Below are 24,991 nucleotides of genomic sequence, written 5' to 3'. Positions count from 1 at the left end.
ACTTCCTCCTCATCGCCGGGGCGCTGCTTAGAACGGGGTGGGGATGTGCCGGACGGGCAGTGCCGGCTCGGTGTAATCGCCGGCCTTCTGGCGCTTGGGGAGTTCGACGTCGAGCCCCGGGTACGGTTCGTAGGGCACCTGGCTGAGGATATGGCTGATGACGTTCAGCCTGCCGCGTTTCTTGATGTCATTGTGCGCGACGTACCACGGTGCCCAGGCGGTGTCGGTCGCCTCGAACATGGCGTCCCGGGCCCGGGAGTAGTCGTACCACCGCTTGTAGGACTTCAGGTCCATCGGGGAGAGTTTCCAGGTCTTGCGGGGATCGTCCATGCGGCTCTCGAGCCGCCTGGTCTGCTCGTCCGCGCTGACCTCGAGCCAGTACTTGAGCAGGATGATGCCGGAGTCGACCATCGCCTTCTCCACCATCGGAGTCATGTCGAGGAACCTCTGGGTCTGCTCCGGGGTGCAGAAACCCATCACCCGCTCCACGCCCGCACGGTTGTACCAGCTGCGATCGAAGATGACCACCTCGCCCGCCGCCGGGAAGTGCGACATGTAGCGCTGGAGGTACATCTGCGACTTCTCCCGCTCGGTCGGTGTGGGGAGCGCCACCACGCGGAACACCCGGGGGCTCACCCGCTCGACGATGCGCTTGATGGTGCCGCCCTTGCCGGCCGTGTCGCGGCCTTCGAAGACGATGCAGATCTTGGCTCCGGTGGACTTCACCCACTCCTGCATGGCGACCAGTTCACCCTGCAGGACGGCCATCTCCGCTTCGTACTTCTTGCGCGGCATCTTCTGCCCGGCGCGCTCATCCTCTGCGTCGGAGCCCTTGGTCTTTTTCTTCTTCTTGCCCACCATCGACCTCCTCGCGACGTACTTGCTGAGGTAAACCACACGCTGCGACACCGGCGAGACTGTCATCCAACGAGACCGGCACCTCGGCCCGGGGACCAGCGCGCAAATGCACTTATCGCGGGCACCCTCGTGCGGCGTCCTGCCACTCTTAGTGTTGACCGGGGCTGGGGTCCGGTCTACGGCACTAAGACCCTAATGGGCGCCCGCGGAACCGGGTGGCCCAGTCGAGCCGGCCCCTGCTGCTGGGCGCAGGGGCCGGCCGTCTGGACTCGGCGCTGACGCCGATGATGGCGGGAACCCGCCCGGTCGCGAGGCCGGTGCGCGGGTGGCGGCCGCCACTGAGACAGAGCATCTTCCGTTCACCTTGGGAATCCCTTGGGCTACTCCTGGAGCCATTCCGCGCAGGAATTCAGGTTCCGGGTGACGCTCTCGACGGCGGCCGCCTCGTCGCGGGCGGCAATCGCGGCCACGAGTTCGTCGTGGCCCTCCTCCGGCAGGCCGTTGAAGCCTCCCCGCCGCTGCTGGCGGAGCAGGTCATTGTGGAATACGCTGCCGAAGCTGACATACAGCTCATGCAGCAGCGGGTTGGCGGACGCCTGCGCCACGCGCGCATGGAAGTCCCAGTCTGCCCGGGCCCACGCGGCGTAGTCCTCGGCCAGCCAGGCGGCACGGCGGGCGGTGAGCAAACCGCGCAGGGCAATGAGGTCGTCGGCCGTCGCGTGGCGTGCAGCGAGCCGGGCCGCCTGGGTGTCCAGCCCGACACGGACCTCGAGGATGTGCTCTTGGGAGTGGTCCTGATACATCCGCTGCGTGGCGCCTGCGATCTCGCTCGTCGCGCGGACGTAGGTGCCGTCCCCGCGGCGGACCTCGAGCATTCCGCTGTGGGCGAGCGCCTTGATGGCCTCGCGCAGGGTGCCACGGGAGACCCCGAACGCGGCCATCAGCTCAGGTTCGGCCGGAATGCGCTGCTGCAGCGGCCACTCGCCCGAGTGGATCAGGGCCCGCAGCTTGGCAGTGATTTCCTCCGCCAGCGGTGGCCGGTGCGAAGCCGTGAGGGTCATCGCCGGGTTCCTTCCGAGGAGTGCGGGGTGGCCGCCCGCAGCTTTTTGGCCGCCAGTTCCCTGGCCCGCAGCTCCTTCGGTCCCGCTGAGAGGAGGTGGCCTACCGCGATCTGGCCGAGGGCCACGGCCAGCAGCAGGGCCAGGGGCAGCGTCCAGGAATTAGTGGCGCTGTGCAACAGGCCCATGCCGAACGGCCCGAGCGTCGCCAGCAGATACCCGGCGGACTGGGCCACGGTGGACAGCGCGGTGGTCTCGGCCGTGCTGCGGCCGCTGCGGCTGATCATCACCATGACCAGCGGGAAGATGCCGAGTCCGAAGCCGACCAGCACAGCGGTCAGTGGAGACCAGACAGGGGGCAGGACCAGCATGGCCAGGATGCCCAGGGCCATGGTCACGGTGGCAAGGTAGAACGCCGTCCGCAACATCCGGGGGCGTGAGCCGATGGCCACCAGCACCATGCCGGCGGGGACGGAGACGAGCTGCATGAGTCCGAACATGAGCCCGCTGTCGGAGGCGGTGAGGCCCATGGTGGCCAGCATGTAGGGGAACCAGCTGAGCACGGCATAGGCCAGGAGCGCCTGCACCGTGAAGCCGAGGGTGATCAGCGCGCCCGTGCGGGTCCGCAGCAGGGGCCATGGCGAAACCCGGGCAGCCTTGCCGGCGGAAGCGTTCCGGTGGGCGTGTACCGCGATCGGGAGGAAGCCGAGGCAGGCGCCCAGGGCCAGGAATCCGATCGCGCCGACGCCCGCCGAGGGCGAGCCCAGGGCCTGGGCCACCGGAACGATCAGCACGGCGGTGGCGGTGGCGCCCGTGGTCATGGTCAGCGTGTAGACGGCGGTCATGAGGGACGTGCGGTCCGCGAAGTGCACCCGGATGAAGGAGGGCATGGCCACGTTGCAGATGGCCAGCCCGGACATCCCTGCCACGGTGCCGGCCAGCAGCATCCCGGTGGACGGGACGCCGCGGAGCAGCAGCCCGGCCGCCAGCATCGCGAGGGAGAGCAGGATGGCTTTTTCCAGCCCCAGCTGCCGGGTAAGCCAGGACGTGGCAGCACCGGCCACGGCGAAACACAGCGTGGGGATTGAGGGGAGCAGGGCTGCGATCAGCGGGCCATAACCCAGGACAGCCTGCAGGTCGTGGAAGAGCGCGGCAGCGCCGGTGATGCCGGCGCGCAGGTTGAGTCCGATGAGCACGAGCGCCACGACGCCGGCCACGATCACGCGGCGCGGGCGGACCGCGCCGGGTGGAGCTGTCTGGGAAGGTGCGGAAATCGCAGTGCTGCTAGCCATAGCTAAAGGTTAGACGTTTGATGTTTGAGACTCAGCCTTTAGTGGCGAATATCTCGGCAAGTGACAACCCGCAAAATGCAACGCGGGGTCACTTAGCGCCCATTGTGCGGCCCGGAATGGGCGCTAAGTGACCCCGCGTTGCTTGGTGGTCAGCGCGGGTGCCGGGCGCTGAGCCGCTGCACCGCGAGCGCAAGCCAGAGCTGCACCCGGTCCGCTGTCTGTGCGGGGTCGTATCCGGTGAGTTCGGTGATCTGCGCCAGCCGGTAACGGACCGTGTTGCGGTGCAGGGTCAGTTCCTCGGCGACGGCCGCCACCGAGCCGTTGTTGCCGAGGTAGCTTTCCAGCGTGGCCATGAGTTCGGCCCCGTGCGCCGCGTCGAAGGCCCGCAGCGGGTTCAGCGATTCGTTGGCCATGTCCGCCAGCGGAACGTCCTCGCTGGCCAGCAGCAGCGAGGTCAGGCTCAGCCGCTCGGGCTCGTTGACCGGCAGCCCGTGGCTGGCCGCGTCGCGGGCCTCGAAATAGCTCCAGCGCAGGCCGTTGGGCTTGGTGTACGCCCCGCCTATGCCGATCGTGGCATGGATCCCGGCCTCGGCGAGGTGGTCGCTGAGGCTGCGGGCAAGGGCGCTGGCGCCGCTGCCGTCGTCGGGCACCACCACCACGAGGTCCTTCCCGACGACGGAGCCGACCGCCGCCGCAAGCGGCTGGGGCAGCGAAGAGCTGCCCAGCTGTTTCTGGTGGGCGGCCGATTCGGCGAGCAGGACCACGTTCTTGCGGGTGCTGTTGATGCCGACGCCGGCCAGGCGCCGGGTGGCTTCGGAGGCCTCCAGCGTCCCGTGGATGACGTCGTCGAGGACCTGGCCGGCCAGCGCCCGCTGCGCCTGGCGTTGCTTGACCATGTTGTTGAGTTCAACGCTGATCAGGTTCTGGGCGTAGCCCACGATGCCCGTGTCCTCGAACGGCTGCTTTACCCAGAGGGTGCAGGCGTCGCGGCGTCCCGTGGGAATGGGGTAGGACGCCCAGCCCTCGGCCTTGGGCGCCGGGTGGCCGGCGACGCTGTTGTACAGCTGGGCGGTGAACTGGGTCAGGACGATCTCGGTGCGCAGCATCGACCCCAGGTGTTTCAGGAGCTCGGCGAGGCCGCCGCCGGTCAGCAGCGCGCGGGCCAGGATCTGGTGCCCGGCGATGAGCCGCTCGAGCTTGACCAGGTGGTCCGCGGACTGGGCGTCGGCCACGAGCTTTCCGATCGCGATGAAAGGTGTCTCGTACGGCACTTCCACCACCGGCAGCCCCCACCGGTTGGCCTCGGCGATCAGGGCCGGCGGAACGGCGTCGTGCGTCAGGCCGACCCCGAACCCGATGCCCACCGCACCTGCCCGCTGGACCTGACGCACAAACCGGCGCTGCTCCGCGGCGCTCTTGAGCCGCATCCCGGTTGTCAGGATCAGTTCGCCGCCATTGAGGAACCGCTGCGGATCCTCCTGTTCGGTGACGGCCACCCAATGAATGTCCTGGTGCCAGGTGGTTTCGGCGAGTCCGGCCTTGGTGAGATTCAGGGACGGAACTCCCAGCAGGGCAGCGAGTGAAATGGCCATGGATTCAGGATAGCCGGGTGCTGGTCAAGCGCACTAAAGTTCCGCGGGGATGGTGTGCAGGTGCCTATTCCCAGCGTTGCCGTGCTGGCATAGGCTCGTGACCAGTCACACATCCGTCATTGGCAGTAAGAAAGAGGTTGTACACCGTGGTTCAAACCTTGCAGAACTTCATCAACGGCGAGTTTGTCACGCCCGCCGGCACAGGATTGCTGCCCATCGTGAACCCCACCAACGGTGACGTGGTGGCGCAGGCGCCGATTTCGGTGCAGGCCGACGTCGACGCCGCCATGACGGCCGCCAAGGACGCCTTCAAGACCTGGAAGCACACCACGCCCGGGCAGCGGCAGCTCATGCTGCTCAAGCTCGCGGACGCCGTTGAGGCCAACAGCGACGAGCTCGTCGAGGCCCAGCACCGCAACACCGGCCAGATCCGGTCGCTGATCGCCTCTGAGGAAGTGGCCGCGGGCGCCGACCAGTTGCGCTTCTTCGCCGGTGCGGCCCGCATCATGGAAGGCAAGTCCGCCGGCGAGTACTTCGAAGGCCACACTTCCTACGTGCGCCGCGAGCCGATCGGCGTCGTTGCGCAGGTGGCCCCCTGGAACTACCCGTTCCTCATGGCCATCTGGAAGATCGGGCCGGCCCTGGCCGCCGGCAACACCGTGGTCCTCAAACCGTCGGACACCACCCCGGAATCCACCCTGGTGCTGGCCCGGCTCGCCGGTGAGATCTTCCCGGCCGGCGTCGTGAACGTGGTCCTGGGCACCGGCGAGACCGGCGCCATGATGGTGGAGCACAAGGTCCCCGGCCTGGTCTCCATCACCGGTTCCGTCCGCGCCGGCATCGCCGTCGCCTCGGGCGCCGCCAAGGGACTCAAGCGCGCCCACCTTGAACTCGGCGGCAAGGCCCCCGCCATTGTGTTCGCCGACGCCGACATCAAGAAGAGCGCCGCGGCGATTGCCGAGTTCGCCTTTTTCAACGCCGGCCAGGACTGCACGGCGATCACCCGGGTCCTGGTCCAGGATTCGGTGCACGACGACGTCGTCGCCGCCATGGTGGAACACACCAAGACCCTGCACACGGGTTCGCAGAACGACGAAGACAACTACTTCGGCCCGCTGAACAACGTCAACCACTTCAACGCGGTCACGTCCGTTGTCGAGCACCTGCCTGCCAACTGCAAGATCGAGACCGGCGGCCACCGCGCGGGCGAGAAGGGCTTCTTCTTCGAACCCACCATTGTCACGGGCGCCAAGCAGAGCGATGACATCGTCCAGAAGGAAACCTTCGGCCCGGTCATCACGGTGCAGAAGTTCAGCACCGAGGACGAGGCAGTGGAGCTGGCGAACGACGTCGACTACGCCCTGGCCTCCAGCGTCTGGACGTCCAACCACGGCACCGCCATGCGCCTGAGCCGGGACCTCGACTTCGGTGCCGTCTGGATCAACACCCACATCCTGCTCACGGCCGAAATGCCGCACGGTGGCTTCAAGCAGTCCGGCTACGGCAAGGACCTGTCCATGTACGGCGTCGAGGACTACACCCGCATCAAGCACGTCATGTCTGCGTTGGACGCATAACGCAGACGCATAACGCAGGCGCGTACCCCGGCCGCATAACGCTGCTAACCCAACCTGACGCATAACTCGCGCGCTCAACCGCACGCTTAGAAAGGCTTTCCCATGACCACCACGGCACATGACATCACCTACCGGCTCGAACAGAAACGCCGCGTCCAGGCCGACTTCCCGGGCCCCAAGTCCGTCGCCCTGACCGAGCGCCGCAAGGCCGTGGTCGCCGCCGGCGTCGCCTCCAGCGTCCCGGTCTTCGTGGCCGACGCCGACGGCGGCATCATCCACGACGTCGACGGCAACTCCTTCATCGACCTCGGCTCCGGCATCGCGGTGACGAGCGTCGGCGCCTCGGACCCCGCCGTCGTCGGCGCCGTGAAGGAAGCCGTGGAGCACTTCACCCACACGTGTTTCATGGTCACCCCGTACGAAGGCTATGTTGCCGTCGCAGAGCAGCTGAACCGCCTCACTCCGGGCGACCACGAAAAGCGCACGGTGCTGTTCAACTCCGGCGCCGAGGCCGTCGAAAACGCCGTCAAGGTGGCCCGCCTGGCCACCGGCCGGGACGCCGTCGTCGCGTTCGACCACGCTTACCACGGCCGCACAAACCTGACCATGGCGCTGACCGCCAAGGCCATGCCGTACAAGACCAACTTCGGCCCGTTCGCGCCCGAGGTCTACCGCATGCCGATGAGCTACCCGTTCCGCGAGGAAAACCCGGAGATCACCGGTGCCGAGGCCGCCAAGCGCGCCATCACCATGATCGAGAAGCAGATTGGCGGCGAGCAGGTTGCCGCGATCATCATCGAACCAATCCAGGGCGAGGGCGGCTTCATTGTCCCCGCCGACGGGTTCCTGCCCGCGCTGGCGGACTGGGCCAAGGACAAGGGCATCGTGTTCATCGCCGACGAGGTCCAGTCCGGCTTCTGCCGCACCGGCGAATGGTTCGCCGTGAACCACGAAGGTGTTGTCCCGGACATCATCACCATGGCCAAGGGCATCGCCGGCGGCATGCCGCTCTCCGCCATCACGGGCCGCGCCGACCTGCTCGACGCCGTCCACCCGGGCGGCCTCGGCGGCACCTACGGCGGCAACCCGGTGGCGTGCGCTGCGGCGCTGGCCTCGATCGGCTCGATGGAACAGTACGACCTCAACGGCCGCGCCAAGCACATCGAAGAGATTGCCCTCGGCAAGCTGCGCGAACTCGCCGCCGAGCTTGCTGACAGTTCCGTGATCGGTGACATCCGCGGCCGCGGCGCCATGCTGGCCATTGAACTCGTCCAGGCCGGTTCCAAGGAGCCGAACCCGGAGCTGACCAAGGCCGTCGCCGCAGCCTGCCTCAAGGAGGGTGTCATCATCCTCACCTGCGGCACCTACGGCAACGTCATCCGGCTGCTGCCGCCGCTGGTCATCAGCGACGAGCTGCTGCTGGACGGCCTCGGGGTCCTGGCCGCGGCCATCAAGGCCAACGCCTGACCCTAGGCACCATGGGCTAAGGCCCCATGAGCTGCCGGGAAGGCGATCCTTTCCCGGCAGACGCGGGAGGCCCGGAATGCCCGGCGCTACCCGAAAGCGGGCGACTCAGCGGAGGAGCCGCGGACATCTTGTCCGCGGCTCCTCCGCTGTTTCCGTCCTGATTTCTGTTTCGGCCCCGCGCCCGGCCCTACTTCCAGGCGGTCGCGTCCAGCTGGATCGCGACCACGTACAGGTGCTGGCCCTGCTCAATCTTCTCCACCTCAATGACGCGCACCTTGGTCTCCGGAATGGTGCCCATCGGACGGCCGACGCCGATTCCGTAGCTCAGCACGCCCTCGAAGTCCCCGGCGGGCGCGTAGCTGGTGAGCGCCGGGTATCCGATTGCCGGTGGCGGCGCACTGGTCACGGTGCTGGCCGTGCCGTCTGCGGTGTGCGCCTGGGCCCCGCGGAACGTCACCTCGAGGAGGGTTCCCGTGCCGGGCATCGGGATGGGCAGGCCGCTGCCGTCGTCGACGAGTTCGGGGACCATTTCGACGTCGTAGCTGGGGAACCCGCCGGCGAAACGGAAGCTCAACTGGTCATATGGCGGGGCATCGGCGGGGTGCTGGCCCGCGCCGATGGCGGACAGCGTCGGCAGCGGCGCCGCCGGCGGCGGCGCGATGGGCACGGGATTTTCATGGTCGGTGTGGAACGGGGTGGTGGGCCCCGGCACCGACCAGTCGTGCGTGACCGTGGAGGAGATCACCTTGTCGCCCGGTTGCGGCGGTGCCGTTTCGTCGGCATCCCCGGTTGCGGACGGCGACGGGCTGGCGGTCGGGCTGGCGGAGGCAGTCGGGGACTGCGACGCCGGCTGGCTGCCGGCGGAGGGCTGCGGGGCCGGCGGCGTACAGGCTGTCATGACCAGCAAGAGCGTCAGGGTTCCCAGCCCCGCGGTCCGCGACCGGGCCCTGCGGTTGCGAATGGCGTCCATGATGCGCTCCCCTCGACCACCCCAGCGTAGGCCCGGAAGATTGTGCTGTTCAGGGTCATAAGTCACCACCTTTGAGGGCCCGCTGGACTAGAGTCGTTCCTATCCACTGCAGGAACGCAGACCGGCCGACGTCGCCCGGAACCCCCGGGGCGCAGCTGGCATCTGCCCCAGACCCAAAAGGGGTTCATACATGCGATACGTAGTCGGCTATACACCCACCGAACGCGGTGCGGACGCCGTTGCCCTGGCCTCAGCCATGGCTCGGGCACAGGGAGCCCATCTCGACCTGGTCTATGTGGTGGATCGGCACACGCCTTATGTGGCGATGAATCCGGAGGGAAACCAGGTCAGCGCCGCGGAGCAGAAGATCCGCTCAGCGGAACGCCAGGGAATGGAGCTGGTTCCTGAGGGGCTGGAGGCGCACTTCCATGTCCGCCAGGCGGAATCTTTCGCGGCTGGCCTGATCGAGGCCGCCCTCGAGTACAGGGCCGGCCTGATCGTTGTGGGTGCCGCCAGCAGCAGCCTGTTCAAGCGCCATACCGTGGGCAACGTGGCCAACGCCCTGCTGCACGCGGCTCCGGTCCCGGTGGCCCTGGCGCCGCGCGGCTACCGCCGCACCGAAGCCATCACGCGCCTGACCCTCGCCGTGGGCCAGCGCGTCGGAGCGGAGGCGGCGATCGACGTCGCCATCGAATCCGCCGAGCGCCGAGGGGTGCCGCTGCGGCTGGTTTCCCTCGTTGAACTGGACGTCGAGGGGGACGGCGGGGAAAACGTCAACGCTGCCCACATCCACGCCAACACCATCCTGGCCGCCGCGGCGCACCGCCTGCCGGAGGGCCACCACGTCAGTGTGGAGGTCGCCCACGGGCGCACGATCGAGGAAGCGATCGACGACCTGGAATGGGACGACGGCGAGGTCATGATCGTCGGGTCCTCCCGCCTGGCGGAGAAGTACAAGCTGTTCATCGGCAGCACGGCCTTCAAGGTGCTGCGGGCGCTCCCAGTTCCCATGGTCGTGGTCCCGCGCGACTACCAGCGCGTGGATTCCCTCCCGGAGGTTTGAGGCCTCGGGGCCAGGACCGCCCAGTACGCGGGAATGCTGCAGGGCGGTCCGCCGGCCTCCATCGGCACGGTCTCCAGGACGGTGGGGCCCTCAGCGATGAGGGTCCAGCGGTCCGGGGGAAACACGCGCGAGCGTTGCCCGGGGCCGAAGTGGCCCGGTTTCGGCAGGGCGGCAATGGCCTGGCGGAGCGGTCCCGGGATCCGATTACCGGTGGCGCCCAGTTCCCGCAGGTAGCTTAGGGCCCCGCCCGGGACGTTCGTCTCGACGAGGTAGATCCTGCCCCGGGTGCCAAGGAGGGCCTCGATGGAGCCTGCGAGGCGTGCCTGCCGTCGCCGGCTGAGGACATGGAGAACGCCGCGGACAAAAACGTTGGCGTCGCCGAGTTCGCGTGCCAGCGCAGCCGCCGCGGCCGGCTGTGTGGCATCCAGGCTCCGGAAACTGAGGCCGGGGACCGGCGGCGGCGCGGAATGCGCGGCTGCCACGGCCTGGGGTGAGACATCGACGCCCAGGACCGAGGGGAAGATGCCGGTAAGCCGCCGTGTGATGGTCCCGTTCCCGCAGCCGAGATCGATCACCGGAAGACTGGTGTCCATCGCACCGGCCATCGCCTGCAGGTGGTGCCGGATCTCTTCGTTCCCGGCGCCCGGGGCGGCGTCCCAGATGATCGGTTCCCTGAGGGATCCCTGTGACACGCCGCGCCAGAAGGCATCCCAGCGCCGGTCCGGGGGGCTGGGACGGTGCAGGGAGAGTACGGCGACCCTGGCTGCGAGCCGGATAGTGTCTGCCGCCCTGTGCACGCGTGTGCCTGTCTTGGGTGTGCCTGTCTTGTGTGTGCCTGTCTCGCGTGTGCCCGCCGGAACGGGTCCGCTCACGCGACCGCGCCGTTTCTGTGCGCGAGCAGGTCCGTCATGTCCGCCACCGGGAGCGGTCGGCTGAAGAAGTACCCCTGGCCGAATTCGCAGTTCAGTTGCCGCAGCCTGTCTGCTTGCTCCCTGTCCTCGATGCCTTCGGCGACGGCACCCAGCCCGGCCGAATGGATCAGCTGCAGGATAGCGGCGACGAATGTTTCCTGCTGCCGGTCCGTGGTCAGCCCGTCGAGCAGGGACTTATCGATCTTCGCCTGCGCGGCAGGGAGCGTGCGCAAGTAGCTGATGGAGGAATAGCCGGTGCCGAAGTCGTCGATCTCGATCCGGACGCCGAGGTCATTGAGCGACTGCATGGTGGCGGCCACTTCCGGGCCGCCGCGCATGATCGCGGTTTCGGTGATTTCAATCGAGATATGGCAGGGATCGACGCCGTGCTGGGCCAGGAGGCCTTCGACGTAGGGCGCCAGATCGACGTGGTGCAGGTCCGCGGGGGAGAGGTTGATGTGCGTGCTGAAGTCCGCGGGAAGCCCCGGAAGGGACTTCCAGCGGCCGGTTTGCGCGATGGCGTTCCGGAGCACCCAGTGGCCGATTTCCACGGTGAGCCCGGCGTCGTCGGCGGCGTCGAGGAAGGTATCCGGACCCAGCAGGCCCAGGGCGGGGTGGCGCCAGCGGATCAGGGCCTCGGCACCGGCAATCGCTCCGGTGCGCAGGTCCATGATGGGCTGGTACTCCAGCTCGAGCTGGTCCATCGCCAGCGCCGTCCGCAGCTCCGCCACCTGGTGGACCCGCTGCTTGGCGGCCTCGTGCATGGCCGCGGAAAACACCAGCAGGGTGTCCCGTCCGCGTTTCTTGGCCTCGTGCATGGCGATGTCGGCATCGCGGATGAGTTCCTCGCTCCGCAGGCCCGGTTCCCCCAGCCGGACACCGGTACCGGCCGTGAGGGCGACCGCCACTCCGCCGGCGACGATTCTGTCCTTCAGTGATTCACCGAGCCGGGCCGCGGTCTGCAGCACGGCCTCCGTGTCCTGGTCCGCGACGAGCACCGCGAATTCATCGCCGCTGAGGCGTGCGATCACGTGGCCGGGTCCGGCCGCCGCGCTGAGCCGCAGGGCCGTCTCGCGCAGCACGGCATCGCCCGCGGCGTGGCCGAGGCTGTCGTTGATGAGCCGGAAGGAATCAAGATCCAGCAGGATCAGCGCCGGCTGGCGTCCCGCGCCGGCCCCGGCGACGGCTTCGGCCACTTTTTCCTGCAGCAGCGAGCGGCTGGCCAGGCCCGTCAGCTCATCGGTGTCGATGACGCGCCGGAGTTCGGCTTTGGCCGCCTCGAGGAGTGCGGTCCGCTCGGCGACCCGGACTTCCAGGTCCTCGTACATGCTCTGGAGCTCTTCGGCCAGCAGGTTGATGCCGGTGGTGACTGCGTCAATCCCGTCCCGGGCCGGTGAGACCGGCAGCCGGTTCGACAGATCGCCCGAGGACAGTACGACGATGCCGTCCACGAGTTCCTCGAGGCGGCGGTCATCATCACGCCCCGTCATGGCCCTGCGAGGTCAGCCAGCGGACCGCCTCATCGCCGTTGGTGAAGAAGCGCGTTGGTACCGGCGCGGAATTGACGCCTAGGAAGAAGTTGGCGAGGACCCGGTCCACGGCGGAGGAACCGAGGAGCGCGATTGCCGAGGCGTCGCAGCGTTTGGCAAACACGGCCCGGGCCGCCCGGCTGACGGACTCCGTGGTGGCCATGTCGATCAGCAACGGCGTGGGCCGGCCGCCGCACAACTCATTGACGCGATCCATGGCCAGCTGGGCGCTGGGGGCATCAATCGCCACGCCGCGGGCCCACTGAAGGCGCAAGATGCCGCTGCTGTCGAAGTCCAGGGACGAGATGTCGCGCCCGCCCGGAGTTTCACGATCCTCTTGTGGCACCAGCAATCCTCAATTTCGCCCCAACGTGTCCCCTTCATGATGACACTAACGCACAGCGGCAGGGGTGCGCAGGCCGCTAACCCGCCGGGGCGGCAGGGCTAGGCGGCGGCACGGGCCCGTTTCCGGGTCACGGAGTTCTTCCGGGCCGTGTGCAGCATGTCCACGGTCAGTACCAGCAGCGCCAGCCAGACGACGCCGAAACCGGCCCAGCGGTCCGGTGTCATGGTTTCCTTGAACACCACGAGCGCCACAATGAACTGCAGGACGGGGGCGAAGTACTGCAGCAGGCCGATCGTGGTCATCGGCAGACGGCGGGCTGACGCGCCGAAGAACAGCAGCGGCACCGCAGTGATGACGCCTGATGCCACTAACAGCCAGAAATGTCCCGCACCGTTGGCGGCCAGAGTTGCCGCCCCGCTGACCGCGAGGAAGATCATGGTCGCCGCAGCCACGGGTGCCAGCACGATCGTCTCCACGGTGAGGCTCGTGATCGCCTCCGCCCGCGGGCCCACGCGCTTCTTGACGAATCCGTACAGGCCAAAGCTCAGCGCGAGCGTCAGCGCGATCCAGGGGAGCTTGCCGTAGGAGACCGTCAGCACCCCGACGGCCACGAAGCCGATGCCGACGGCGGCCCACTGGAGCGGCCGCAGCTTCTCCTTCAGGACGAAGACTCCCAGCAATACGGAGACCAGCGGGTTGATGAAGTAGCCCAGGGAGGCCTCGACGGCCTGGCCGGTGGTCACGCCGTAGGTGTACGTCAGCCAGTTCACCGCGATCAGGGCAGCGGCGATGGACAGCGGCCCAATCACCGTGCGGTCCCGGAAAGCAGCAGCCAGAACCCGCCAGGACCGCGTGACGGTGATGAGCAGGACGCAGAACAGGAGCGACCAGACCACCCGGTTGGCGACGATTTCGACCGCGCCGGCCGGCTGCAGAACGTAGAAGTACAGGGGCAGCAGCCCCCAGAGCCCGTAGGCGCCGATACCGAACAGGATTCCCGCCGTCGTGTCCTTGTCCACCGGCGCCGGTCCGGCCGGCCGGACCGGCGCAGGCCCGGCTTCAACGGCTGGGCCTGCCGGCGCTGTCAGTGGGACGGGGGAGAAGGATCCTTCGGGCTTAGGCACAAGACCAATAACACCACCTGCGCGGCGCCTATTCCTGCCAATCGGACCACGAGCGGGCGGGGCACATTTAGAATAGGGGCCTGTGCGCTGTATCTACTGGCGCTGTCCCTAAGACTCAGAAGGGCTCCCGGTGTCCAACTCGGCCGAATCCACATCCTCTCGTCCCCTCCGTGTCGCGATTGTCGGCGCCGGCCCGGCAGGCGTCTACGCCGCGGACATCCTGACGAAGTCCAATGAGGTCAAGGACGGCGACTTCCAGGTCAGCATCGACCTCTTCGAGGCATATCCGGCGCCCTACGGCCTCATCCGCTACGGGGTGGCTCCTGACCATCCGCGGATCAAGGGGATTGTCAACGCGCTCCACAAGGTCCTGGACCGCGGCGACATCCGGTTCCTCGGCAACGTCACTTACGGCCGGGACCTGACGCTGCATGACTTCCGTGCGTTCTATGACGCCGTCATCTTCTCCACCGGCGCCATCAAGGACGCGGACCTGGATATTCCCGGGATCGGCCTGGAGGGTTCCTTCGGCGGGGCCGACTTCGTCTCTTGGTACGACGGCCACCCGGACGTGCCGCGGGACTGGCCGCTGGAGGCCAAGGAAATTGCGGTGATCGGCAACGGCAACGTGGCCCTCGACGTGGCCCGCATGCTGGTCAAGCACGCCGATGAACTCCTGGTCACCGAAATCCCGGACAACGTCTACCGGGCGCTCAAGGATTCGCCGGTCACCGACGTCCACGTGTTTGGCCGCCGCGGCCCGGCCCAGGTGAAGTTCACGCCGCTGGAGCTGCGCGAACTCAGCCACGCCAAGGACGTGGACATCGTCCTGTATCCGGAGGACTTCGAATTCGACGAGGCCTCGGACGAGGCCATTCGCAGCAACAACCAGATCCGGACCATGGTCAACACCCTCACGAACTGGCTCGTCGAGGAGCACGCCGAGTCCGAGGAACCGTCCTCGCGCCGGCTGCACCTGCACTTCCTGCACAGTCCCGTCGAAATCTATGGAACAACAGACGACGCCGCGAACCCCGGCAAGGTCGCCGGCATCAAGTTCGAACGCATGCAGCTGGACGGCACCGGGAACGTCAAGGGCACCGGTGAGTTCCTCGACTACCCGGTCCAGGCCGTCTACCGCGCGATCGGCTACCACGGGTCGCCGCTGGATGAGCTGGAATACGATGCCCGCCGCGGCGTCGTCCCGAATGAAGGCGGCCGCGTGCTCGACGCCGAGGGGAACGCCGTGCCCGGAATCTACGCGACGGGCTGGATCAAGCGCGGCCCCGTCGGGCTGATCGGCCACACCAAGGGCGACGCGCTGGAGACCATCGGCTTCCTGCTGGAGGACCGGCTGACGCTTCCGCCGGCGCAGAACCCGGACCCGCAGGCCATCATCGACCTGCTCCATGAGCGCGGCATCGAGTACACCACGTGGGAAGGGTGGATCAAGCTCGATGCCCACGAGCTCGCCCTCGGCGCCGAGTGGTCCGCGGCGGAGTCCGCCAACGGGATCGAACGGGAGCGCATCAAGGTGGTGCCGCGCGAGGACATGATCGAGATTTCCCGCGGATAGGCTGTGACCACCGGAAGCGGCAGGCCGGTGCGTATCCAAACGCCCCGCGCGGAACTAGACTGGGCCGGACGAGGCGGCCTCTGGCACGCCGTCGAGCCCGTCCGGTGGGAGTTCAATGAGGAAACTGGTCCATCCCGCAGCACTGTTCCCGCCGGCAGGCGGGGTCACCGCAGCGCTGCGCCAGCAGCATGCCAGCGCCGGGCACGAGGAACTCGACTCGCAGGGGCTCGTTTCCCCGGAAGACCTGCGCCTGCCCGGGCTTAGCAGCCTGATCCAGGAGTCGTGGCGGCGTTCGGCGCAGCTGCGCGCCAACCCGGACAACCCCGAGGCGCCGCTGGCCATGGACCGCGAGGAACTCGAAGAATACCGCCGCCAGCATCCGCTGGCCGCCATCATGCCCGTGATCCACAAGCTCCTGGTCCTGCCCAGCCACGACAGCGGAATGCTGGTAGCCGTGGGGGACGAGGTCGGCAGGCTGCTCTGGGTGGAAGGGGATGCCGCCCTGCAGCGCCGGGCCGAGGGCATGATGTTCGTCCCGGGCGCCGACTGGTCCGAAGCGACAGTCGGCACCAGCGCCCCCGGCACCGCGCTGGCCCTGGGCCGGGGAATCCAGATCTCCGGTGCCGAGCACTACAAGCGCTCGGTGCATCCGTGGAGCTGTACGGCCGTGCCGTTCCACGATCCTGATTCCGGTGCCCTGCTGGGTGTCGTGGACATCACCGGCACCGCGTCGGCCGTGGCCCCGCATACGTTGTCGCTCGTAGAGGCGACGGTCGCCGCGGCCCAGGCGCATCTGCGGGTGGAGCGGTTGCAGTTGGCTGCCGCGGGCCAGTCCGCGCCGTCCCGGCGGCGGAACTCGGGGCCGAAAACGGCTGTGGGTCCGGGCGCCAACAGCCTCTACCGCAACAGCCTTCAGCTGCTCGGCCGCGACCAGGCGCTGCTCAGCATCGACGGGCGCACCGTGGCCCTGTCCGCCCGGCACAGCGAGATCCTGGCCCTGCTCAGCACCCACCCCGCGGGGCTGAATGCCGAGGAGCTCTGCGCCCTCCTGTACCCCGGGGATGCCTCCACCATGACGCTGCGCGCGGAGATGGTGCGGCTGCGCAAGGTACTTCAGCAGCTCAACCCCGGCGCCGTCCCGCAATCACGCCCTTACCGGCTGCCGCTGGACCTGGTCCCCGACGCCGGCCAGGTGCTGGACTGCCTGCAGCGCGGCGCCCACCGGATAGCGCTGGAAATCTACCGCGGCGCCGTGCTGCCCCGCTCCGAGGCGCCCGGCATCGTGGAGCTGCGGGACAGGGTCTCCGCGCTGATGCGCGAGGCTCTGCTGACAGACGGCAGCGCCGAATCGCTGTTGAAGTACGCCGCTCTGCCCGAAGCAAAGGACGACGTCGACGTCCGCAGCGCCGCGTTGAAGCTGCTGGCGCCGCGTTCGCCCAAGCGCGCCGCCGTCGTCGCCGACCTGGAACGGCTGGACCGCGAGCTGAGCGCCTGACCGGCGCGGGCCGCGGAATGCCCCGCCAGTGACCTGGCTCACTTCGGTTGCAACCTGACTGCAACCTTCGCGCGCCTACGCTGGGTGCAACGGGGGCCGGAAGCGCCTTGCTGCCCCCATCTTGCACAGCAAAGGAGCTAGCAATGACTGTTTACGCCCAGCCCGGAACCGAGGGCTCGAAGGTCACCTTCAAGGACCGCTACGAAAACTGGATCGGCGGCGAATGGGTTGCCCCGGTCAAGGGCCAGTACTTCGAGAACATCACCCCCGTGACCGGCAAGGCCTTCTGCGAGGTGGCGCGCGGCACCGCCGAGGACATCGAACTGGCGCTGGACGCCGCCCACAAGGTCGCGCCGTCCTGGGGCAAGACCTCCGTGGCCGAGCGCGCCGCGATCCTGAACAAGATTGCCGACCGGATCGATGAGAACCTCGAGATGCTCGCCGTCGCCGAATCCTGGGACAACGGCAAGCCGATCCGCGAGACCCTCAACGCCGACATTCCGCTCGCCGCCGACCACTTCCGCTACTTCGCGTCCGCCGTCCGCGCTCAGGAAGGCCGGCTGTCCCAGCTCGACGACGACACCACCGCCTACCACTACCACGAGCCCCTCGGCGTCGTCGGCCAGATCATCCCCTGGAACTTCCCGATCCTCATGGCCGTCTGGAAGCTCGCCCCGGCGCTCGCCGCCGGCAACGCCGTCGTCCTAAAGCCCGCCGAGCAGACCCCGTCCTCGATCATGGTCCTGATGGAGCTCATCGGCGACCTGCTGCCGGCCGGGGTCCTCAATGTGGTCAACGGCTTCGGCGTCGAGGCCGGCAAGCCGCTGGCCTCCAGCCCCCGGATCCGCAAGATCGCCTTCACCGGCGAAACCTCCACGGGCCGCCTGATCAGCCAGTACGCCAGCCAGAACCTGATCCCGGTCACGCTGGAGCTCGGCGGCAAGAGCCCCAACATCTTCTTCAACGACGTCGCGGACTCCAATGACGCGTTCTACGACAAGGCCCAGGAAGGCTTCACGCTCTTTGCCTTCAACCAGGGCGAAGTCTGCACCTGCCCGTCCCGCGCCCTGGTCCAGGAAGACATCTACGATTCCTTCATGGCCGACGCCGTGGCCCGGGTAGAGAAAATCATCCAGGGCAATCCGCTGGACACCGAAACCCAGCTCGGTGCCCAGGCCTCCAACGACCAGCTGGAAAAGATCCTCTCCTACATCGACATCGGCAAGCAGGAGGGCGCCAAGGTGCTCACCGGCGGAGCCCGGGCCGAAATGCCCGGAGACCTGGCCGGCGGCTACTACGTCCAGCCGACCATCTTCGAAGGCCACAACAAGATGCGGATCTTCCAGGAGGAAATCTTCGGACCGGTGGTGTCCGTAACCCGCTTCAGCGACTACAACGACGCCATGGGCATCGCCAACGACACCCTCTACGGCCTCGGCGCCGGCGTCTGGTCCCGCAACGGCAACGTCGCCTACCGCGCAGGCCGGGAGATCCAGGCCGGCCGCGTGTGGGTCAACAACTACCACGCCTACCCGGCAGGGGCCGCGTTCGGCGGGTACAAGTCCTCCGGCATCGGCCGCGAGAACCACTCGATGATGCTGGACCACTACCAGCAGACCAAGAACCTCCTGGTCAGCTACAACGAGAACAAGCTCGGCTTCTTCTAAGCCGCACTGACCCGGGCGGGGCGGATCGCGCATGATCCGCCCGCCCGCACCACTTGTGCACTTACACGGAGGGACGCCGGCTCACTGCACATGCCCTTAAGCCACACCCAAGTTTGATGACGCAAGGATTTCGCTATGACGACGACAACGACGACGACGACAATGCAAGCCGCGGTAGTTACCGAATTCGGCAAGGACCTCCAGATCCGGACCCTCCCCGTTCCCGTGCCGGGCCGCGGTGAGGCACTGGTCAAGGTACTGACCACCGGGGTCTGCCACACCGACCTGCACGCCGCGGAGGGAGACTGGCCGGTCAAGCCGTCCCCGCCTTTCATTCCCGGCCACGAAGGCGTCGGTGAGGTCGTTGCCCTCGGTGAGGGCGTCACGGACCTGGCCGTCGGCGATTTGGTCGGCAACGCGTGGCTCTGGTCGGCCTGCGGCGACTGCCAGTACTGCCGGACCGGCTGGGAAACCCTGTGCGAGGCGCAGCAGAACGCCGGCTACAGCGTCGACGGTTCCTTTGGCGAGTACATGCTGGTGGACACCCGCTTCGCGGCCAGGATCCCGGCCGGATCGGACCCCGTCGAGGTGGCTCCGGTGCTCTGCGCCGGCGTGACCGTCTACAAGGGCCTGAAAATGACCGAGGCCCGGCCCGGCCAGTGGGTCACCATCTCCGGCATCGGCGGACTCGGGCACATCGCTGTCCAGTACGCCGTGGCGATGGGGCTGCGGGTCGCGGCGGTGGACATCGCCGATGACAAGCTCGCCCTGGCCAAGAAGCACGGCGCCGAGCTGACCGTCAACGCCCTGCACGAAGACCCTGTCGAAGTCATCCAGCGCGAAACCGGAGGTTGCCATGGAGTCCTGGTCACGGCAGTGCACCCGTCAGCATTCGGGCAGGCCATCGGGATGGCCCGCCGCGGCGGAACGATCGTGTTCAATGGGCTGCCGCCGGGGGACTTCCCGGCGCCGATCTTCGAGATTGTGCTCAAGGGCCTGACGGTCCGCGGCTCCATCGTGGGCACCCGGCAGGACCTGGAGGAAGCGCTCGAGTTCTACGCCCAGGGAAAGATCCACCCCACTGTGTCCACGAGGGAACTCTCCGAAGTCAATGCCGTCCTGGACGAGATGAAGCACGCCAAGATCGACGGCCGTGTGGTCATCAAGTACTGACAAGGAAGGACGCTGATGCCTGACACCAAGCTCCATGCGGCAGTGACCCGCCCGGGCGAGGATTTCTCCCGGGTGGCGCTCACCCCGGAAGCGGTGGAGCTGCTGCGCAAGCTCTGGCTCCAGCACGGACCGCTGATGTTCCATCAGTCCGGCGGCTGCTGCGACGGTTCCTCGCCCATGTGTTATCCGGCGGGGGAGTTCATCACCGGGGACTCGGACGTGCAGCTGGGCCTGTTCGACATCTCCGACGGCCTGCAGCCGCAGCCGATCGACTTCTGGATGTCCAAGGAACAATTCAACTACTGGAGCCACACGCACCTGACCGTCGACGTCGTTCCCGGCCGGGGGAGCGGTTTCTCGGTGGAAGCGCCGGAAGGCAAGCGGTTCCTGATCCGCTCGACGCTGATGGAAAACTGGCCCGTCTAGGCGGCCCGGATGCTCTGATACGGAGCAGCTGCGCGCAAGCGGGCCGTGCAGGGGAAACCCGCGCGGCCTGCTTTTGCGTCTCACTATGTGGGATAAAAATGGCCGTCCAGTGGATGGACACTACAATGGATAGGTCTGTTTCCAAACCAGTTATCGAGATTGCGGACTTTCCTAATGAACCTTTTCCGGACCAAATCCATCGAGCAGTCCATGTCCGACGCCGATGAACCCGGACGCAAGCTGAAGCGCTCGCTAAGCACGTGGGACCTCATGATCATGGGGGTCGCGGTAGCCGTGGGCGCCGGGATCTTCTCGGTCGGTGCCAAGGCCGCCGCGAACTTCGCCGGCCCCGCCGTCACCATCTCCTTCGCGATTGCTGCCGTCACCTGCGCGCTCGCCATCATGTGCTACGCCGAGTTCGCCACGGCCATCCCGGTGGCAGGCTCCGCCTACGTCTTCACGTACGCGACCATGGGTGAGATCCTGGCGTGGATCATCGGCTGGAACCTGATCCTCGAACTCTTCACGGCCGGCGCCGTGATCGCGAAGTACTGGGGCATCTACCTCAGCAAAGTCTTTGCGCTCATGGGCGTGGACATCCCGCCGTCGATTTCCCTGGGCGGCGTGGACCTCTACTGGGGCGCCTTCCTGATTGTTGCCATCTTCACCGTGCTGCTGGTCCTGGGGACCAAGCTTTCCGCCCGTGTCGGCAACATCTTCACGCTCATCAAAATCGCAGTGGTCCTCTTCGTGATCGTCGTTGGCTTCACGTACGTGAAGTTCGAGAACTACGCCCCGTTCGTCCCGGCCTCCGAACCGACCGGAGGCACCGGAACCGCGGATGTCCTCAAACAGTCCTTCTTCGGCTTCCTGACCGGCGCGGCCCCGGCCCAGTACGGAACCCTCGGAATCTTCGCCGGCGCCGCCCTGGTCTTCTTCGCCTTCATCGGCTTCGACGTCGTCGCCACGTCGGCCGAAGAGGTCAAGAACCCGCAGAAGACGCTGCCCCGCGGCATCTTCGGCGGCTTGGCTATCGTCACCGTGCTCTACATCCTGGTGTCGCTGGCCCTGACCGGCATGGTGTCCTACACCCAGCTGGCCGAGGCCAAGAACCCGACCCTCACCACCGCCTTCGAGGCCGTCGGCAACACCGACGCCGCCAAGGTCATCGCCTTCGGCTCCCTCGTGGGCCTTACCACCGTGATCATGGTGCTCCTCATGGGCCTCTCCCGCGTGGTCCTCGCGATGAGCCGCGACGGGCTGCTGCCGCGCTCCCTGTCCAAGACCAGCACCATTCGTGCGACGCCGGCCCGCCTGCAGATCATCTGCGGTGCCGGAGTGGCACTCGTCGCCGGCCTGACCAACGTGGACCTGCTCGAGGAAATGATCAACATCGGGACCCTGTCCGCCTTCGTCATGGTGAGCCTCGGCATCCTGGTGCTGCGCAAGAAGCGCCCGGACCTGAAGCCGGCCTTCCGTGTCCCGTTCGGCAAGGTGCTCCCGATCGTCTCCGCCGTCCTGTGCCTGTACCTCATGACGAACCTGGCCGTGGAGACCTGGATCTTCTTCGCCATCTGGCTCGTGATCGGTATTGCGATCTACTTCGCGTACGGCCAGCGCCACTCCCGGCTGAACGAAAAGTTCGCGGAGGCCCGCGCCTCGGTGAACGGCCCGGGCAGGGCAAGCGCTACCGGAGTGTCCGCGGAGGACGACGAGGACGCGCTCACCCGCGCCTGACTCCGGAGCGAGCCGCCCCGCCACATCGAAGTCGCCGGAGCAGTGCGGATTCGCTGGAAATTTCCGGCGTAGTCGCACGGCTCCGGCGACTTCGGCGTTCCGGCGGCGCTCCCTAAGATGGACACATGGCCCGCCCAGCAAGACCGGAACGCAAATCAGAGTTGCTGTCGGCAATTCTCGACTACCTCATGGACAAGACCCTGGCGGAGCTGACCTTTCGGAGCCTTGCCGACGGGCTGGGCGTCAGCAGCTACGTCCTGGTGTACCACTTCGGGCACCGCGAACAGCTGATCAACGAGATCATCCGCGGCATCGAATCCCGGCTCGACAGCATCCGCGCCACCGACGTCAGAGACATCGACCGGGACGCGTGGCGGGCCTTCCTGCTTGAGTCCTGGCAGTGGACCATGGCGCAGCGCAACCGGCACCTGGCCCGGCTTGAATTTGAGGCTACAGCGCAGGACATTGTGGCGGCGGTGCCGCGCGGCACAGCGCAGGAGCACTTCCGGATGCTGCACGAGAAGGCCCGGGACTGGCTGGTCATCCAGGGCATCCAGCCGGAATTCGCCGACACCGACGCCCGCCTGTTCACGGCCGCGTTCTACGGGCTGCAGTTCGACTTCGTCGTCAACAATCAGCCCGAGGAAGCCAGCAAGGCCTTTGAGCTGATGATGCTGGTCTTCTTCAACAACCTCGACAGGCGCCTCGCCACCGACGGCCAGCACATCTGAGCTGAACCTCAGGGAGCCGCGTAGCGGCCCTCCCATTCCACGAGGGGACGCAGCTCCTCCCAGCGCCGGGCTATTTCCTCGACCGCCCCAGGCCCGGCAAGCCAGCCGGGCTGGCCCACGTTGACCCCGGCCGTGAGGGATTTGTGCTTGAGCAGCTCGGCCCTCAGATGGTCCTTGTCGAAGCCCCGCGGCACCGTCTTCAGCCGTTCGCCCTCAACCGCGAACCCTGCCGCCTCGACGTTCCGCACGATCGCCTGCAGGGCATCGCCGCTGTCGGGATCGTCCACGGCACCGCGAAAGCGTGCCAGCTGGGCCGGAGTGTAGGTGTGGCAGCCGCCGCCGATCAGGAGGCCGTCGGCGCTGAGCTGGATATAGAAGCCCACGCCTTCGTCCACCGCCGCGAAGGCCCCCTGCGCGGTCTTATAGGGTGACTTGTCCGGCGAGAACCGGACATCCCGGTTGGGGCGAAAGAGCTTGGCCGGGCCGAAGCGTGGCTCCAGCTCGGCCAGCAGCTGGGTCAGCGGCCCCTTCACCGCGGCATCGTAGACAGGCTTGTGCTCCAGCCACCAGTCCCGGTTGTTGTTCTGTTCAAGATCGGCGTAGAACCGGAAGGCGTCACTTGGAATGCCTGCGAAGGGAATGCCTGCGAATGCGGTCATGCCCAAATCCTACGGAGCCGCGGCACACGGTGGCGAGGGGCACGAGCACCCATGTGGATAACGGCAAAACGCCCCGCCACGGAAATCCGTGACGGGGCGTCTCTCTGGCTCCAGCGGTCACTGAAAGGCCGGTCACTGAAAGGCCGGTCACCGAAAGCCGGTCACCGGCCGCCAAAGCGGCCGTCCGAGCCGGCGCTCAGGCAGGCTTCGACGCAACGGTCAGACCTTGTTGGCGGCCTCGGCGTCGGACTCAACCTGGCCGGCACCGAGGTTGGCGCGCAGCTTGGCGCCGAATTCGGTGTCGACGTTGGTCCAGTACTGGATGGCGCGTTCCTTGATGTCGGCGTTCTTGACGCCGCTGACGGCGCCGGTGACGGTCTCCAGCAGGCGGGCCTTCTCGCCGTCGTTGTACACCTCGCGGTACAGCGTGCCGGCCTGGCCGAAGTCGCCGTCCTCGGCGTGCAGGGAGTGCGCGGAGAGCGTGAGCTCGCCGTCGTTCTCCCAGCCGCCGCCTGCAACGCCGGGCTCAACGGCAGCCGGGCCGCCCACGGAGTTCGGTGCGTACACGGGAACGGACGGGGCGTTGAAGTGGTAACGCCCGGCGCCGTCCTGGCTGTAGTTGTTGACCTGGCTCTTGGGCAGATTCACCGGGAGCTGGGCGTGGTTGGTGCCGACGCGGTAGCGGTGCGCGTCCGCGTAGGAGAAGATGCGGGCCTGCAGCATCTTGTCCGGGGAGGCGGCGATGCCGGGCACGAAGTTCGACGGCGCGAAGGTGGCCTGCTCGATCTGCGCGAAGTAGTTCTCCGGGTTCTTGTTCAGCTCCATGGTGCCGACCTTGATCAGCGGGTAGTCCGCGTGCGGCCACACCTTGGTGAGGTCGAAGGGGTTGAAGCGGTACGTCTTGGCGTCCTCGTACGGCATGACCTGGACGTGGAGGTCCCAGGAGGGGAAGTTGCCGGCGGCAATGTTTTCCTGGAGGTCGCGGATGTAGAAGTCGCCGTCGGCGCCGGCGAGGGCCTCGGCCTCGTCACCGGTCATGGACTTGACGCCCTGGTTGGACTTGAAGTGGTACTTGACCCAGAACCGCTCGCCCTCGGCGTTGATCCACTGGTAGGTGTGGGAGCCGTAGCCCTGCATTTCACGCCAGGAGGCCGGCAGGCCGCGGTCACCCATGAGCCAGGTGACCTGGTGGGCGGACTCGGGGGAGAGGGTCCAGAAGTCCCACTGCATGTCGGCGTCACGCAGGTGGCTGCCGGGGAGGCGCTTCTGGGAGTGGATGAAGTCCGGGAACTTGATGCCGTCGCGGATGAAGAACACCGGAGTGTTGTTGCCGACGAGGTCGTAGTTGCCCTCGGTGGTGTAGAACTTCACTGCGAAACCGCGGGGGTCGCGCCAGGTGTCCGGGGAGCCTGCCTCGCCGGCAACGGAGGAGAAACGGATGAGCATGTCCGTCTCAACACCGGGCTGGAACAGTGCGGCCTTGGTGTACTTCGAGACGTCCTCTGTGGTCTTGAAGGTACCGAAGGCGCCGCCGCCCTTGGCGTGCACGACGCGCTCCGGGACGCGCTCGCGGTTGAACTGCGCGAGCTTCTCGATCAGGTAGTGATCGGTCAGGATGATCGCGCCGTCGGCGCCGACGGACTTTGAGTGGGCGTCGGAAGTGACGGGAGTCCCGGACTGTGTCGTGGACACGGCGGGCGCAGAGATGATCTCAGTCATAGTTCTCCTTGGGTTGGGTTT

At 67.2% G+C, this 24,991-nt stretch carries 21 protein-coding genes; 10 read left to right on the top strand and 11 right to left on the bottom strand.

From position 1 onward, the window contains the following. Positions 1–27 precede the first annotated feature (27 nt). The 4 genes from ppk2 to ABH915_RS18065 all read right to left on the bottom strand — a co-directional run bounded on the left by ppk2 (position 28) and on the right by ABH915_RS18065 (position 4,800). Complete coding sequence (gene ppk2 / locus ABH915_RS18080; protein ID WP_370123929.1) at positions 28–924, bottom strand: polyphosphate kinase 2; 897 nt, start codon at positions 922–924, stop codon at positions 28–30. A 314-nt stretch (positions 925–1,238) separates the two neighbouring features. Then, positions 1,239–1,919 (bottom strand): FadR/GntR family transcriptional regulator, encoded by a 681-nt coding sequence (locus ABH915_RS18075; protein WP_370123926.1) that lies wholly within the window; start codon positions 1,917–1,919, stop codon positions 1,239–1,241. Further along, entirely contained in the window at positions 1,916–3,208 is a 1,293-nt protein-coding gene (locus tag ABH915_RS18070; RefSeq protein ID WP_370123923.1) for a CynX/NimT family MFS transporter, read from the bottom strand. The genes ABH915_RS18075 and ABH915_RS18070 overlap by 4 nt, the downstream gene beginning before the upstream one ends. A 149-nt stretch (positions 3,209–3,357) precedes the next feature. Next, positions 3,358–4,800, bottom strand: coding sequence for a PucR family transcriptional regulator (locus tag ABH915_RS18065; protein ID WP_370123920.1), 1,443 nt, complete (start codon positions 4,798–4,800; stop codon positions 3,358–3,360). Between the two features lie 146 nt (positions 4,801–4,946). On the opposite strand from ABH915_RS18065, the gene ABH915_RS18060 reads away from it, so the two are divergent. Together ABH915_RS18060 and gabT are read left to right on the top strand one after the other, a co-directional pair. After that, the gene (locus tag ABH915_RS18060) at positions 4,947–6,377 is read left to right on the top strand and encodes a gamma-aminobutyraldehyde dehydrogenase (RefSeq protein WP_370123917.1); all 1,431 of its coding nucleotides are present in this window, start codon (positions 4,947–4,949) and stop codon (positions 6,375–6,377) included. A gap of 102 nt (positions 6,378–6,479) precedes the next feature. Next, positions 6,480–7,844: a 4-aminobutyrate--2-oxoglutarate transaminase gene (gene gabT, locus ABH915_RS18055; protein ID WP_018775171.1), complete on the top strand. Its 1,365-nt coding sequence runs from the start codon at positions 6,480–6,482 to the stop codon at positions 7,842–7,844. A gap of 187 nt (positions 7,845–8,031) precedes the next feature. Here the strand turns inward: gabT and ABH915_RS18050 are convergent, their stop codons facing one another. Continuing rightward, complete coding sequence (locus ABH915_RS18050) at positions 8,032–8,814, bottom strand: hypothetical protein (RefSeq protein ID WP_370123915.1); 783 nt, start codon at positions 8,812–8,814, stop codon at positions 8,032–8,034. Between the two features lie 190 nt (positions 8,815–9,004). Here ABH915_RS18050 and ABH915_RS18045 point away from each other — a divergent pair, with 190 nt between their 5' ends. Further along, on the top strand, positions 9,005–9,877 hold the full coding sequence (locus ABH915_RS18045) for a universal stress protein (RefSeq protein WP_370123913.1): 873 nt from the start codon (positions 9,005–9,007) through the stop codon (positions 9,875–9,877). On the opposite strand, the gene ABH915_RS18040 is transcribed toward ABH915_RS18045, so the two are convergent. The 4 genes from ABH915_RS18040 to rarD form a co-directional block, all read right to left on the bottom strand. Beyond that, a complete protein-coding gene (locus tag ABH915_RS18040; protein ID WP_370123910.1) occupies positions 9,844–10,674 on the bottom strand; it encodes a class I SAM-dependent methyltransferase in 831 nt (276 codons plus the stop codon). The two genes, ABH915_RS18045 and ABH915_RS18040, sit on opposite strands and share 34 nt — an antisense overlap. A gap of 71 nt (positions 10,675–10,745) precedes the next feature. Further along, on the bottom strand, positions 10,746–12,278 hold the full coding sequence (locus ABH915_RS18035; protein ID WP_370123907.1) for a putative bifunctional diguanylate cyclase/phosphodiesterase: 1,533 nt from the start codon (positions 12,276–12,278) through the stop codon (positions 10,746–10,748). Then, a complete protein-coding gene (locus tag ABH915_RS18030) occupies positions 12,265–12,669 on the bottom strand; it encodes a hypothetical protein (RefSeq protein ID WP_018775176.1) in 405 nt (134 codons plus the stop codon). The genes ABH915_RS18035 and ABH915_RS18030 overlap by 14 nt, the downstream gene beginning before the upstream one ends. Before the next feature lie 92 nt (positions 12,670–12,761). Further along, positions 12,762–13,787: an EamA family transporter RarD gene (gene rarD / locus ABH915_RS18025; RefSeq protein WP_370123904.1), complete on the bottom strand. Its 1,026-nt coding sequence runs from the start codon at positions 13,785–13,787 to the stop codon at positions 12,762–12,764. A 130-nt stretch (positions 13,788–13,917) separates the two neighbouring features. On the opposite strand from rarD, the gene ABH915_RS18020 reads away from it, so the two are divergent. The 7 genes from ABH915_RS18020 to ABH915_RS17990 all read left to right on the top strand — a co-directional run bounded on the left by ABH915_RS18020 (position 13,918) and on the right by ABH915_RS17990 (position 22,592). Next, on the top strand, positions 13,918–15,363 hold the full coding sequence (locus tag ABH915_RS18020) for an FAD-dependent oxidoreductase (RefSeq protein WP_370123902.1): 1,446 nt from the start codon (positions 13,918–13,920) through the stop codon (positions 15,361–15,363). Between the two features lie 115 nt (positions 15,364–15,478). Continuing rightward, on the top strand, positions 15,479–16,858 hold the full coding sequence (locus tag ABH915_RS18015; RefSeq protein ID WP_370123899.1) for a GAF domain-containing protein: 1,380 nt from the start codon (positions 15,479–15,481) through the stop codon (positions 16,856–16,858). A gap of 143 nt (positions 16,859–17,001) precedes the next feature. Further along, the gene (locus tag ABH915_RS18010; RefSeq protein WP_370123897.1) at positions 17,002–18,525 is read left to right on the top strand and encodes an aldehyde dehydrogenase family protein; all 1,524 of its coding nucleotides are present in this window, start codon (positions 17,002–17,004) and stop codon (positions 18,523–18,525) included. 162 nt (positions 18,526–18,687) lie between these two features. Next, positions 18,688–19,698 carry an alcohol dehydrogenase AdhP gene (gene adhP / locus ABH915_RS18005; protein WP_370125037.1) on the top strand — a complete coding sequence of 337 codons (1,011 nt, stop codon included), beginning with the start codon at positions 18,688–18,690 and terminating at the stop codon, positions 19,696–19,698. Positions 19,699–19,713: 15 nt separating this feature from the next. Continuing rightward, positions 19,714–20,124 (top strand): DUF779 domain-containing protein, encoded by a 411-nt coding sequence (locus ABH915_RS18000; protein WP_018773561.1) that lies wholly within the window; start codon positions 19,714–19,716, stop codon positions 20,122–20,124. A 174-nt stretch (positions 20,125–20,298) separates the two neighbouring features. Next, entirely contained in the window at positions 20,299–21,861 is a 1,563-nt protein-coding gene (locus tag ABH915_RS17995) for an amino acid permease (RefSeq protein ID WP_370123894.1), read from the top strand. Between the two features lie 125 nt (positions 21,862–21,986). Beyond that, positions 21,987–22,592 (top strand): TetR/AcrR family transcriptional regulator, encoded by a 606-nt coding sequence (locus tag ABH915_RS17990; RefSeq protein WP_370123891.1) that lies wholly within the window; start codon positions 21,987–21,989, stop codon positions 22,590–22,592. Between the two features lie 8 nt (positions 22,593–22,600). Here ABH915_RS17990 and ABH915_RS17985 read toward each other — a convergent pair whose 3' ends face one another. Together ABH915_RS17985 and ABH915_RS17980 are read right to left on the bottom strand one after the other, a co-directional pair. Beyond that, complete coding sequence (locus tag ABH915_RS17985) at positions 22,601–23,251, bottom strand: DUF2461 domain-containing protein (RefSeq protein WP_370123888.1); 651 nt, start codon at positions 23,249–23,251, stop codon at positions 22,601–22,603. A 219-nt stretch (positions 23,252–23,470) separates the two neighbouring features. Next, positions 23,471–24,970, bottom strand: coding sequence for a catalase (locus tag ABH915_RS17980; RefSeq protein ID WP_370123885.1), 1,500 nt, complete (start codon positions 24,968–24,970; stop codon positions 23,471–23,473). Between the last annotated feature and the right edge of the window lie 21 nt (positions 24,971–24,991).

It is taken from the genome of Arthrobacter sp. MW3 TE3886 (assembly GCF_041262145.1).
GTDB lineage: Bacteria > Actinomycetota > Actinomycetes > Actinomycetales > Micrococcaceae > Arthrobacter.
This window is presented reverse-complemented; position numbering and strand designations above follow the sequence as displayed.